Genomic DNA, 13,585 nt, shown 5'->3' on the forward strand with positions numbered 1-13,585 from the left:
GAGGCCAATATGCTGAGCGTAATTGTTGACGGGCTGTGGCGCGAGGGCGACAAAAGCCTCGCCGTCAGGCTGGTGGCTGATAACGGCGAAGCGCTGCCGCCGTGGCAGCCCGGGGCGCACGTTGATGTCCACCTGCCCTGCGGCGTGGTGCGCCCGTATTCCCTGACCGGAGCATGTGGGGACGAGAGCTACCTGATCTGCGTGGGACGGGAAACCGCCTCGCGCGGCGGGTCGCGCTACGTTCACGAGACGCTGCGTCCCGGGCAGAAGCTGATGATATCGGCCCCGCGCAACCTGTTTCCGCTGCAGCAGGCAGAGCGGGTTTTGCTGCTGGCGGCGGGAATTGGCATTACGCCGCTGTATGCGATGGCCCTGCAGCTGAAGGCGACCGGAACGCCGTTCACGCTGCACTACTACGTCAGGAACCGGGAAAGCGCGGCGTTTACGCGCGAACTCTCCCGGCTCGGTGAGTGCCTCATTCATACCACCAGCCCGCGCACAGCGCTGGCGGCACATCTCCCCGCGGCCGAATCGGGCCTTCACGCCTGGGTCTGTGGTCCAGCGGGTTTTATGGAAAAAGTGCGTGAGGTGGCGGCGGCAAAGGGATGGGATGACGCCCATCTTCACAGCGAGGCGTTTCAGCCCGTTGCGCCCGCCGCAGGCGGTGAAACCGGGGAGATCTTCACGGTCAAACTGGCCTCAACCGGGGAGCGCTGGCCGGTGCCTGCGGATAAAACCATCGCCCAGGTGCTGCAGGAAAATGGCGTGGCGGTCCCGCTTTCCTGTGAGATGGGGATCTGCGGCGCCTGCCTGACGCCGGTGATTGACGGCGTGGTGGATCACCGGGATAGCGTGCAGTCGGAGGCGGAAAAAGGCGCGATGGACCAGCAGGTGGCGCTGTGCTGTTCGCGAAGCTATTCCGGGGAGCTGGTGATTGGGCTGTAAAACGAAAAAACCCTGCGATATTGCTATCGCAGGGTTTTCAAATTTGGCGGAAGCGTAGAGATTCGAACTCTAGAACCCTTTCGGGTCGCCGGTTTTCAAGACCGGTGCCTTCAACCGCTCGGCCACGCTTCCAAAGTGAGGCGCACTATAAACATCTATTAGCGCCTTGTAAAGCAGGAATTTTTCGATTTTTCCCCACGGGCGTTTGACTGCGCAGAAAGTCACCCAAACGCTGACATCCCCCTCACTCTCCGCGACCTTGTACATACCGTAACACAGCAACGCTCATCTTTTTAAATCGCTCTGGTATAGAATGCCACAAAAATAGACGGCCATTTGTTGTGTAATTGTTATTAATCTGAATTTCCGCAGATTTAAGACATTACTGCCATGCAGTGTTACTGGTTGATGATGAAAATCAAAAATACGCTTTGCTTACATTTTCTGATGGCGTTTCTGGCCATTTTGTTTCTTTGTCTTCACCCGCTGGTGGCGAGCTTCGATCCGCCGCTTACCTTCCAGCCGCTGATTAAATCAATGGCGGGCACGCCTAAAGAACAGGCGGAAAAAATTGCCACTATTTCTCATGCCTTAGAAGGGAATGCGATATTCTTCATTGGTGCGTCTGAGGTGGCGACGTCAGAAGATGAACATTACGCTGTCTATAATTACTTTAATAAGCAATTGCACAAACCCGTCGTGGCGTATGGCGATGCGTTTGTCGATGACGAAACGCAGTTTTTACTGTTCTCACGTTTTAAAAATAGCCTTAACGCAAACAGTAAAGTTGTTTTGCTGCTGGCACCTGACAGCTTTTACTCAAAAGGCCTGCCTCCCGCTATCTATGCCGATAATTTCCCGGGTTCTGTTTTTAATCCTTTGATGAAGGATCCGCAGGCACGCCCAATATTGGTTAATTATTTAAAACATATTGAGAGTAAAGAAATAAGCCATTTAACCTTTGGCCAAATGCGTGTCTTTGGCTGGCACCCCGATCTGATATGGGACGAGGTGAGTTTCCAGTTTGCCAACGTCTGCACCCTGATAAAAAACGACTGGCTGGCGCTGCTTCACGTCACGCCCCGGACGGAACAGCCGTGGCCGCCACAGCCGACCACCCACATTGCCCCTGACTGGGATAAAGAGCTGGCGAATGCCCGCGAGTTAAATAAAAAACGCCAGCAGAGCGCGGCCACCCTGTGGATGGACAAAACGATTTACGAGGAGGACGGTACGCGGCAGCAGTGGGATGACACGCCTGTCGTGCCTGCGCAAATCGCCGCCTTCAGTAAAACCGTCCAGCTGCTTAAAGAACACCACGTGCAGGTGATTGCTATCGTCGACCCGGTTAACCCCTGGGCGCTTTACAACACCGATACCTTCCGCCCGGTGGATAAGCAAATTAAAACCATTCTGGAAAAGAACCAGATCCCGTATTTAGATATGTACGCCATGCCTTATCAGAATGGCTGGAACTGGGATCGTTTGCACCCTTCCGAACTGGCCTGGGTTCCTATGATTCGCTTTATTGCACAGAGCTTTAAATAATGAAAATCGCAATCCGTCTTTTTTTCCTTTATCTCCTGCTGGCGATCACCATCGTCGCGTGGACCTCTGTCGATGACAGTATGAGTATGCAGCTGCATTTTGAATATCAAAAGTTCTGAGGCCGAATAATGTATAGCTCAGGAATGTTTTTTGTCTGTTTGTTTTCATCCGCCCTAGCGTTTGCGCTGGTCAATCGCCTATTACGCCATCGCCTGACGTATTTATCGGCATTATCCGTCATGGCCGCATTAGGCTGGGGCTATATTTTTCAGGGTGATTACCGTGTTCCCGCGGTCGTTTTTATCAGTTTTTATCTAGTCGCCGCGTTAAAAGAAAAAGGATGGTTAAAAACCTGGCAGGCGATTGTGTTAACGCTGCTTCCTTTATTTTTGGTGAAATTGCACCTTAATCATCATCTCGGCATGATCGGCCTCTCTTTTATGACATTCCGCGCGGTGGACGTGCTGCTCTATCGCAGTAAAAAAGAAGGGCAGAATTTCGTGCACTATTTCTGCTATCTGTTTATGCCCTTTATTATTCTGGCAGGCCCAATGTACCGCTGGCGGACATGGATGAACGACGTCAGCAAGCCCGTCTTTGCCCTTAACCGCGAACAGTTTTTAGTGGCGCTGGAGCAAATCATTACCGGCATTATCCAGAAGTTCCTGTTTGCCATGCTGGTTGATTCACTTGTCGTGCAGCCCTGGAGCCATAAGCCGTTTACGCTGACCGTGGGCGTGGTGATGTCGATAGCCTACAGCGCCTACCTCTATTTTGATTTTGCGGGCTACAGCAATATGGCCATCGGTGCGGGCCGCCTGTTTGGGTTGAACATTCCGGCAAACTTCAATATGCCGCTTCTGGCAAAGAACCCGCAGGACTTCTGGCGCCGCTTCCACATTAGCCTGTCTGAATGGCTGCGCGATGTGGTCTTTATGCCCGTTTATATGAACCTGATGAAGTTTAACTTTTTCCGTCAGAACAAAACGCTGGCGCAAAATATCGGTATTTTCTGCACCCTGTTTTGCATGGGGGCATGGAATGGCCTGGAACGCCATTACGTCATCAGCGGCGCGCTGTTTGGCGCCATTTCTGTCGCTCACAACATGCTGCTGTGGTCAGCCAAACGCAGCCCGGCGTTGCACCGCGGGTTGCAGTATCCGGCTGTTGCGTTTTTAGGGCGCATTCTGACGCTGGGAAGCGCCGCGGGCGCCCTTTACATCTTTAGTGGAATGTCACCTCTATGAAAAATCTCTCCGATCTTCAGGAACTGCAGGATTTCTTGCGTGCAGCATTATGCGATCCCGCCTCCCCGCAGCAGATGGCCATCAGCGGCAGCGACGAAGCCTTAAGCTGGCTGCAGCTTTCCGCTGCCGTGACGGACTGGGCGCAGCGCTATCAGCGTAGCCAGCCTGTTGCCGGTACGCCGGTCGTCTTGTACGGACACCAGCAGGCCGAGTTCGCCGTGGCGATTTATAGCTGCCTGCTGCACAACATTCCGTACATTCCGGTGGACTGCATTTACCCGCAGGAGCGCCTGCGGGAGATCTGCCACCTGGCCAGCGCCCCTTACTATTACGACGTCGCGACCCGGCAGTTCATCGCCACGGGTGAACCGGGCAAGGTGCTGGAGGAGCAGGATCTGGCCTACATCATGTTTACCTCCGGCAGCACCGGCAAGCCTAAAGGGGTGCAGATTGGGCGTGAAAGCGTGTGGCACTTCATGAAATGGGTCAGCCAGGACTTTTCGCTGCCGGAAAAACCGGTCCTGATGAACCACGCGGTGTTCAGCTTTGACCTCTCCCTGATCCCTTTACTGGCGAATCTGGCGATGGGTGGACACATCGTGCTGAACGCCAAAGACGATATTCAGAAAGCGAACTGGCTGGAGCGACTGAAAAGCAACGCCGTCTCCGCCTGGGTTTCCACCCCCTCTTTTGCTTACCAGCAGCTGCTTTCCCCGCAGTTCAACAGCGAGTATTTACCTGAACTCAACGTCTTTATCTTCATTGGTGAAGTGTTGAATAAAGCGCTGGTTAAACAGCTTCGCCGCCGCTTCCCGCAGGCCAAAATCATCAACTCCTATGGCCCAACGGAAGCGACCATCGCGACCACCGTGGTCGAGATCACGGATGCGATCATGAACAGCGACAGCGCCGTGCTGCCGGTGGGGGTCATGATGCCTGAGAGCAAAATGGAAATTTCCGCCGAGGGCGAGCTGATTATCTGGGGTAAAAACGTCATGCGCGGCTACCTCGGCCTGCCGCAGGAGAACGCAGAAAAATTACTTCATCGGGAAAACGAGGCGTTTCGCGGCTACCGGACCGGCGATCTGGGCTATGAAGCGGGGCTTATCTACTGCCAGGGACGCAACGACAGCCAGGTCAAACTGAATGGCTACCGTATTGAAATCAACGAAATTGAAAACCGCCTGCTGGCGATGTCCGGGATTAACGAAGCGGTGGTAATGCCACTGATGAAACCCTGCGGCAGCGTGCTGCGCATTGCCGCGTTCTGCGTGACGGAGCTGGCGCCGGATACCATCAAAACCTCGCTCTCGAAGGTAGTCCCCCACTACATGGTGCCGTCACAAATTATCGTAAAAGACGCTTTGCCGCTGAATCCTAACGGCAAAATTGACCGCAAGCTGCTGGACGCTTACGCCCGCACAAATTAATGACTCCAGGAAAAATTATGGAACAAGAAATTCTCGCCCTGTTCGAAAAAGTGTTATCCCGTAAGGTGGGCTTTCACGATGAGCTGATTGAATCCGACATTCTCGACTCCATCCTGGCGGTCGATATGGTGCTGGAAGTGCAGGACGTTTACGGCTGCATGATCCCGCCGACAGACGTGGCGACGGTGCTGAAAACCCCGGCGGACCTGGCCCGCTATATTGAAGAAAACCGCTAAACGCCCCTGCTGTTAATCCTGCCCTGAAGGCTCTGGCGCATCGCGCCAGAGCCCAGACGCAAAATGAATATCCTTCACCGGAATTAAACCAACCGCTTTTGTGATTTCTCCTACACTTTAGGGGTCGTGTTGTTCTTAACAGAGGAGTCTGCGGTATGGCATTCGTAACCACGAAAGACGGCGTCAACATTTACTACAAAGACTGGGGTCCGAAAGAGGCTCAGCCCATTGTCTTCCACCACGGCTGGCCGTTGAGTGCCGATGACTGGGATAACCAGATGCTCTTCTTCCTGGCAGAAGGCTATCGCGTTATCGCTATCGATCGCCGCGGACATGGACGATCGGACCAGGTGAGTGAAGGCCACGATATGGATCATTATGCGGCCGATGCGTCAGCCGTGGTTGAAAGCCTTGATCTGCACAATGCCGTGCACGTCGGTCACTCCACCGGCGGCGGACAGGTCGCCCGCTATGTTGCGCGGTATGGACAACCACAGGGGCGCGTCGCCAAAGCGGTGCTCGTCAGCGCCGTCCCGCCTCTGATGGTCAAAACGGAGACGAATCCCGGCGGAACGCCGATCGAGGTTTTCGACGGCTTCCGCAAAGCGCTGGCGACTAACCGCGCCCAGTTTTATCTCGACGTTGCCAGCGGTCCTTTCTACGGTTTTAATCGCGATGGTGCCGACGTTTCGCAGGGTACGATCCAGAACTGGTGGCGTCAGGGTATGATCGGAAGCGCCAAAGCCCACTATGAGGGGATTAAGGCGTTTTCAGAGACCGACCAGACGGAAGATTTGAAAACCATCACCGTTCCCGTTCTGGTGCTGCAGGGCGATGACGATCAGGTTGTGCCGTATAAAAATGCCGCCCTTCTCCAGGACAAGCTGCTGGCGAACAGCGTGCTGAAAATTTATCCGGGCTTCCCGCACGGGATGCATACCACCCATGCGGATACTATCAACGCGGACATACTGGCCTTTATTCGCTCATAACGCCGCTTTTATTGCCGGGTGGCGCTGCGCTTACCCGGCCTACGCCACGATATCCCGCTCAATGCATGAACGCCACCCGAGGGTGGCGTTGTTTATTCCGCTTAGCGATTATCCAGCTGGGCGCGAACGTTGTTCAGCCCGGTGGTGTTGATGCGGTAAGGCTGCCCGTTCACGGATCGGATCAGCTTTTTGGCGCGGAGTTTTTTGAAGACGTTCAGCGTGCAGTCGCTCAGCACCAGCCCTTCACGGGTGTAGCACTCAACGGACGTGACGCGGCCAGAACTGTCGCGGACGTGCACAATACGTCCACCTTTGGCGAGAACGTGTAAGGTACGTTGTTCCTGACGGGATAAATTCATACTGGAAAACCTGTGTAATCATCATGCGTAAAAACGAGCCCACACCCGCAGGTGCGTGCGTAAGGTTTAAGCGCAGCGATAACCAGTCCGTCCTGAAAAGGGCGGGAAGCTGATTATCTGATGACAACATTCTCCAGCATCAAAGCCTCGGTAAGCGATGAAAAGGTATTTACGGGGTGAATGATAACGCCGGGGTTTTACAGGGAAATAACCGGGTCTTAAAAATGTGAGCCGGATCGGCTAATCCAAAAGAAAAACCCCAGGTTCACAAGTAACCTGGGGTTTATATCTGGCGGAAGCGCAGTCCGCCAAATTAATGTCCGAAAATGTCAGAAATCGTCCGTTTTTACCATTAATAAACAATATGTTGTCAAAATCGATTGTTCGAGGACGTCTTGCACCATCCGAAAAAATCTGACATTTTATGCAGTACCTTATGCATGGCGGGTTGTATGACAGGATTTAACATATGCCAAAGAAAGCCAAAGAACTCACCGGACTGGCTGTTGCCAAGCTAAAAACTGAAGGCTCTTATGCGGTTGGAGGGGTTGACGGTTTATATCTCCGGGTCCGGGGTCAGTCCCGTTCGTGGATACTTTGTATTGCAATGGGAGTCAGAGTAAACGGATTGGGCAGAACAGTCCCCAGACGTTTAAATATGGGACTTGGTGCCTACCCTGAAGTCTCCTTAGCCGACGCCCGTGATAAGGCTCGTGAGCTGCGTAAACAAGTCCGTAATGGTGTTAATCCACTTGAAGAAAAACACGCCGCCAGAGCAGAACAAGAAAAACTGGCTCATAAGAAAAAATCTTTTGCCGAATGCGCTGAAGACGTTATCGAAATTAAGGCCAAGGAACTTAAAAACCAGAAACACATTGCACAATGGCGTTCAACACTTGAAGCCTATGCTTACCCTGTTGTAGGTGAAAAGCCCATCAGCGCAATTACGAAAGTTGATGTACTGGCAATACTTGAACCAATCTGGCTAACAAAAAACGAAACCGCCAGTCGTCTCCGTGGTCGTATTGAGGCCATTATTGATTACGCCAAGGCGAAAGAATATTTTGAAGGCGATAACCCTGCTTCATGGAAAGGTATGCTTAAGCCCCTGCTGCCAATGCCAAGTAAGGTTCAGCAACAAAAACATCATGCAGCACTTCCCTATAGTGAGATCAAACCTTTTATCACCGAACTGCAGAAGCGAGCAGGCATTTCAGCACGAGCACTTGAGTTTTCAATCCTGACCGTTGCCCGTTCTGGTGAAGTCCGGGGTGCTGAATGGTCAGAAATTGATCTTAAGAACAAAACGTGGACCATTCCCGCCAGCAGAATGAAAGCCAGTAAAGAACATCGTGTGCCGCTGTCTGATGCTGCAGTAGCGTTGTTAAAGGCTTTACCCCGCTTTAAGGACAATAACCTTGTATTCCCTGCCCCACGCGGTGGACAGTTATCAGATATGTCATTGCTGGCAGTCTTAAAGCGTATGAACCATACAGGCTTAACCCAACACGGCTTCCGCTCCACTTTTCGTGACTGGGCTGGTGAAACAACCGATCATCAACGTGAAGTTATTGAACATGCGTTAGCTCACCAGTTGGCAGATAAAGCAGAGGCTGCTTATCAGCGGGGAACTTTGTGGCCTAAGCGGGTGGCGTTGATGGATGAGTGGGCGGGGTATTGTTCAAGCACAAATGCTAACTAATTGATTAACCTCACATTGAAAGTATGCAACTTATTGTTTTTTATATGAATAAAAACCATCTATGGTTGATGACCACTCATTCATCCCGTAGAATATTGGTCAAATTTGAATGAAAGCTCACTGCGAGCAGATGCCGGAAAACTTTTATGATCAAAATAACTTCTGATATGGCAGAACTACAATCAATGAATATCACTGAAGATAATATCAGCAAGCTTAAATCATTGTTTCCTGAAGCATTTAATGAAGGAAACATTGATTTTGATGTTTTAAAGCAGCTTTTGGGTGAAAATGTAGACGAAAAAGAAGAGCGCTATGGCCTGAACTGGCATGGTAAACGTCAGGCTCGCCAGCTTGCTCTCACCCCTTCTCGCGGCACCTTACGCCCATGTAAAGATGAAAGTGTTGATTGGGATAATACCAAAAATCTTATGATTGAGGGCGATAACCTTGAAGTGTTAAAACTCCTTCAAAAAAGCTATGCTGGAAAAGTAAAGCTTATTTATATCGACCCACCGTATAACACCGGAAAAGACTTTGTTTATCCTGATAACTTCCAAGATAATATGAGAAATTATCTCGAACTTACTGGACAAACAGAAGACGGGGCACGTCTAAGCACAAATACAGAAACCAGTGGGCGTTATCATACTGACTGGTTAAATATGATTTACCCCAGATTAAAACTTGCTAAAAATTTACTTAGGAATGATGGGGTAATTATAATAAGCATTGATGACTCAGAACTAAGCAATATCAAAATCACTCTTGATGAAATATTTGGAGGAGAGAATTACCTAGCTACATTAGTTTGGGATAGAAATAGAAAAAACGACGCAAAATATTTTTCCGTCGGACATGAATACATGTTGGTTTATGCCCGGAATGAGTCTTATTTAACGGACAGCGAAATTATCTTTAGGGGCGCAAAAGAAGGTGTTGACTATCTCCAAGATTTATTTAATAAATCAAAATTAAAACATGGTGACAATTGGGATCTAATTAAGGAAGATGTTTTTGATTACTATAAATCAATTTCTAAAGATGACCCGAGAGCACCACTTAAAAGGTTTACTAAAATAGATGAAAAAGGTCCATATAGAGATGATGGTAATATTAACTGGCCCGGTGGAAATGGTCCAACGTATGAGATAGTTCATCCTACAACCGGAAAACCATGTAAATTACCAACCAGTGGTTGGAGATACCCAACAGAAGCTCGCTTTTGGGAAGAGTACGAAAAAGGTAAGATTGTATTTGGAGATGATGAAAAAACAGTCCCGAGAATTCGGACCAATCTGTTTGAAAATAGTAATCAAGTAATGACTTCTGTTCATTATAGTTATGCTCAAACTGCTGCCAATGAATTTTCGACATTATTTGATGGTGAAAGAGTTTTCTCTCACCCTAAACCTGTAAATGACATTAAATCTTTAATTGCTTATTTAAGTAATACAGATGATTTAATTGTTGATTTTTTTGCTGGCTCAGGCACATCTGGGCATTCAGTTTTTTTGCAAAATGCAAAAGATCATGTTAATCGCCGATTTATTTTAGTTCAACTACCGGAACCTTTTAATCATAAAAATAAAGAACAAGAAATAGCTTATAATTTTTGTGAGCGTATGGGCACACCCAAAAATATTGCTGAAATCACAAAAGAGCGCCTACGCCGTGCAGGTAAAAAGGTTAGTGAAGATAATCCAGACTGGAATGGTGACATTGGGTTCCGTGTATTTAAACTTGACACATCCAATATTCGGCCTTGGGAAGCAACAGCGGAAAGCCTTTCACTACAACTTGATGCCTATATAAGCCCAATTATTGAAGGCCGTAGTGAAGAAGACCTACTTGCTGAATTAATACTTAAGCGTGGCATTGATCTGAGTGTTAACGTTGAAACCCAGCAGTTTGATGGATTAACCGTTTCTTGTGTTGACGGTGGCAAATTGTTTACCTGCTTTGCTAAGCAAATCCCTGCATCTTCAGTCGAAGAACTGACCAAGGGGATCATCGACTGGCATAAGAGTTTAAAGGCTGGCAAGGATACTGTCTGCTATTTCCTTGATGATGCATTTGAAAATAACGTTGCTAAAACAAATCTTTGCGCCATTCTGGAACAGCAGGGCCTGACTAACCTGCATAGCCTTTAAGGGATTGAGATGAAACTACATTTTGAATCTGACCTTAAATATCAACACAATGCTATAACATCAGTCTGCGATCTGTTTGAAGGTCAGGAAAAATGGGAAAGCGAAATGACTGTGCTGGCCCCGGCACAGGGTGCACTCTCATTTGAAGGTGCAACAGGTTCAATGCCTGTGAACCCCAAAATTCCTGAAAATGATGTTCTGCTGAAAAACCTGAACAATGTTCAGTTAAGAAACCAGCTACCCCCCTCACCAACTCTCGACAGTCATGATTTTACTGTCGAGATGGAAACAGGGACAGGTAAAACGTATGTTTACCTCCGCACTATGCTGGAGCTGAACAAGCGCTATGGCATGAGTAAATTCATTATTGTGGTTCCTTCCGTTGCTATTAAGGAAGGCGTCTATAAAACGCTACAGATCACTGAAGAACATTTCAAAAGCCTGTATGCGGGTATTCCATACGAATACTACCTGTATGATTCTGCGAAACCTGCCGATGTCCGTAATTTTGCGACCAGTTCTGTTATGCAGATCATGGTGATGACTGTTGGTGCAATTAACAAAAAAGAAGTTAACAAACTTTATCAGTCCAGTGAAAAAACGACCGTTGACGATCTGGATAAACCTATCGATCTTATCCGGGCTACACGTCCGATAATCATCGTCGATGAGCCTCAAAGTGTTGATGGTGGATTAAACGGTGCGGGTAAAACCGCCCTTGACTCCATGCATCCAATGTTTACCTTGCGCTATTCAGCAACACATGTGCATAAACATCATATGGTTTATCGCCTCGACGCTATTGATGCCTACAATCAAAAGCTGGTCAAACAGATCGAAGTTGCCGGGCTTGAAGTCCAGAATGCGAGTAACAGCCCTTATGTTAAGCTGCTAAGCATCAACAGTAAGAAAAACGCCATCAATGCTACTGTTCTTGTTGATGTCGCTGATAAAAAAGGCGTGGTGAACCGGACAGAAATTACAGTTTATGATGGCACAACGCTCGACGATGAAACGGGACGGGATATTTACCAAGGTTACCGAATCAGTGAGATCCGTACGGGTAAAGAGGGTTATCTTACACTCGAAACACCATCAAACACCTACTATATGAACGTTGGTGATGTTGTTGGTGATATTGACCCTATGCTCATCCAGCGTCATATGATTAGACGTACAATCCGTGAACATCTGGATAAAGAACTGCGTCTCAACAATCAGCAAATCAAGGTCCTTACTCTGTTTTTCATTGATAAGGTTGATTTCTACCGCCAGTTCAATGAAGAAGGACAGCGTGAACCGGGTGAATATGCTCGTATTTTTGAAGAAGAATACCTCAAAGCTATTAAAAGCCCTGCATATAAAGATTTGATCCCTTCTCACCCAGAACATGCGAAAGACGTTCATGATGGTTATTTCTCCATCGATAAAAAAGGTGCATGGGCTGAAACAAGCGAAAGCAATAATGCAGGTCGTGAAAATGCTGAGCGTGGTTATAATCTCATCATGAAAAATAAAGAGAAGCTCTTGAGTTTCTCCAATCCGGTTAGATTTATTTTTTCACACTCCGCATTAAAAGAAGGCTGGGATAATCCCAATGTATTCCAGATCTGTAGCCTGCGTGAAATGGGTAGTGAACGTGAACGCCGTCAGACATTAGGCCGTGGTCTTCGCCTGTGCGTTAACCAAGAAGGTGAGCGTGTTCGTGATGATAATATTAACATTCTGACTGTTATTGCCAGCGAAAAATATGAATCCTACGCTGAACGATTACAGACTGAAATTGAGAATGAAACAGGTATCCGTTTCGGTATCATCGAAAAAGAAGCGTTTGCACATTTGATTTTTTCAGTTACGGCAAAGCCAGTAGGTATCACTGGTTCACATGAAATCTGGTCAAGTCTGCAGACAGAAGGACATCTGGAAACATCAGGAAAAATAACCAAGTTCCTGAAAGAAGCCCTTTTCGAAGGTTCTTTTGCTATAACCGACAAGTTCGCATCACTGCAGGAACAAATTGAAGCGATCCTTCGTAAATCAGCAGGACGCCTGAATATTAATAATGCTGATGATCGTGAAATAATAAAATACCGTAAGGAAGTCATAAACAGCCCTGAGTTTGAGGCCTTATGGCAACGAATCTGTCAAAAAACACTTTACCGTCTGGCCTTTGATGAAGATGTACTGCTTACATCCTGTACGAAATCACTTTCTGAGATGCCGCCTGTAGCAAAAGCGATGGTTAGTTTTAGCAAGGCTACAATCAAACAAAGTCAATCTGGCCTTGATGTCAAAGCTCAGTCGAATGGGACAACAAGCGCTGTTATTGATGTTGCTGAACAACCGCTGCCTGATATTCTTGGTGTGCTGCAGGAAAAAACAGGACTGACAAGACGCAGTTTAAGTGCCATCCTGAAAGAAAGTGGAAGACTCGCTGATTTTGCTAAAAATCCGCAGCAATTTATCAGTGAAGCCATAGGCCGCATCAACTACTGCAAACGCCTGTCGATTGTTGATGGTATTAAATACTATCCACTGAAAGGTGAAGTATATGCACAAAGCCTGTTTATAGATAAAGAACTTACAGGATATGCTCGAAATCTATTTGAAACCTCATCTAAATCAGTTTACGAATATGTTCCTAAAGATTCTGATGTTGAAAATCGTTTCGCTCAGGAACTCGAAGAACAGGATGAAGTTAAGCTTTATGTGAAGCTTCCCGGCTGGTTTAAAATCCCAACACCGTTAGGAACTTATAATCCCGACTGGGCCTTAGTTATTGAGGACAATGGCGAAGAACATATTTACTTTGTCGTCGAAACAAAAAGTAAGCATATCGGACTTAGCAATGAAGAGGATGCAAAAATAGCTTGTGGCACTGCTCATTTTGATGCACTTGAAGAGCTAAAAGTTAATCCAGCAAGATATATGCGAGCCACAAATTTAAATGAAGTTATGAGCAATAGCTAGAAT

The 13,585-nt window shown here is 48.0% G+C and carries 10 protein-coding genes and 1 tRNA gene; 9 read left to right on the forward strand and 2 right to left on the reverse strand.

Annotated elements, in window-relative coordinates; all coding sequences use genetic code 11:
• Positions 1-9 precede the first annotated feature (9 nt).
• The gene (locus B498_RS18325) at positions 10-945 is read left to right on the forward strand and encodes a PDR/VanB family oxidoreductase (RefSeq protein WP_008499862.1); all 936 of its coding nucleotides are present in this window, start codon (positions 10-12) and stop codon (positions 943-945) included.
• Between the two features lie 44 nt (positions 946-989).
• Here B498_RS18325 and B498_RS18320 read toward each other — a convergent pair.
• Positions 990-1,077: transfer RNA gene (locus B498_RS18320), tRNA-Ser, on the reverse strand.
• Positions 1,078-1,356: 279 nt separating this feature from the next.
• Here B498_RS18320 and B498_RS18315 point away from each other — a divergent pair.
• The 5 genes from B498_RS18315 to B498_RS18295 all read left to right on the forward strand — a co-directional run bounded on the left by B498_RS18315 (position 1,357) and on the right by B498_RS18295 (position 6,398).
• Positions 1,357-2,493: a D-alanyl-lipoteichoic acid biosynthesis protein DltD gene (locus B498_RS18315; protein WP_031274971.1), complete on the forward strand. Its 1,137-nt coding sequence runs from the start codon at positions 1,357-1,359 to the stop codon at positions 2,491-2,493.
• Positions 2,494-2,621: 128 nt separating this feature from the next.
• Positions 2,622-3,740: an MBOAT family O-acyltransferase gene (locus tag B498_RS18310; RefSeq protein ID WP_008499865.1), complete on the forward strand. Its 1,119-nt coding sequence runs from the start codon at positions 2,622-2,624 to the stop codon at positions 3,738-3,740.
• Positions 3,737-5,170 carry an AMP-binding protein gene (locus tag B498_RS18305; RefSeq protein ID WP_008499866.1) on the forward strand — a complete coding sequence of 478 codons (1,434 nt, stop codon included), beginning with the start codon at positions 3,737-3,739 and terminating at the stop codon, positions 5,168-5,170. Before B498_RS18310 ends, B498_RS18305 begins: the two co-directional genes overlap by 4 nt.
• Positions 5,171-5,187: 17 nt before the next feature.
• Positions 5,188-5,406 carry an acyl carrier protein gene (locus tag B498_RS18300; protein WP_008499867.1) on the forward strand — a complete coding sequence of 73 codons (219 nt, stop codon included), beginning with the start codon at positions 5,188-5,190 and terminating at the stop codon, positions 5,404-5,406.
• A gap of 155 nt (positions 5,407-5,561) precedes the next feature.
• Complete coding sequence (locus B498_RS18295) at positions 5,562-6,398, forward strand: alpha/beta fold hydrolase (protein WP_008499868.1); 837 nt, start codon at positions 5,562-5,564, stop codon at positions 6,396-6,398.
• A 101-nt stretch (positions 6,399-6,499) separates the two neighbouring features.
• Here B498_RS18295 and B498_RS18290 read toward each other — a convergent pair whose 3' ends face one another.
• Entirely contained in the window at positions 6,500-6,757 is a 258-nt protein-coding gene (locus tag B498_RS18290; protein ID WP_008499869.1) for a YjhX family toxin, read from the reverse strand.
• A gap of 469 nt (positions 6,758-7,226) precedes the next feature.
• Between B498_RS18290 and B498_RS18285 the strand changes: the two genes are divergently transcribed.
• The 3 genes from B498_RS18285 to B498_RS18275 all read left to right on the forward strand — a co-directional run bounded on the left by B498_RS18285 (position 7,227) and on the right by B498_RS18275 (position 13,582).
• On the forward strand, positions 7,227-8,459 hold the full coding sequence (locus B498_RS18285) for a tyrosine-type recombinase/integrase (RefSeq protein ID WP_008499870.1): 1,233 nt from the start codon (positions 7,227-7,229) through the stop codon (positions 8,457-8,459).
• A 146-nt stretch (positions 8,460-8,605) separates the two neighbouring features.
• Positions 8,606-10,612 carry a site-specific DNA-methyltransferase gene (locus B498_RS18280; protein WP_008499871.1) on the forward strand — a complete coding sequence of 669 codons (2,007 nt, stop codon included), beginning with the start codon at positions 8,606-8,608 and terminating at the stop codon, positions 10,610-10,612.
• Between the two features lie 9 nt (positions 10,613-10,621).
• Positions 10,622-13,582, forward strand: coding sequence for a type III restriction-modification system endonuclease (locus B498_RS18275; protein ID WP_008499872.1), 2,961 nt, complete (start codon positions 10,622-10,624; stop codon positions 13,580-13,582).
• The last annotated feature ends 3 nt before the right edge of the window (positions 13,583-13,585 follow it).

It is taken from the genome of Enterobacter sp. SST3 (assembly GCF_000286655.1).
In the GTDB taxonomy this organism is placed as follows: Bacteria; Pseudomonadota; Gammaproteobacteria; order Enterobacterales; family Enterobacteriaceae; genus Enterobacter; species Enterobacter roggenkampii.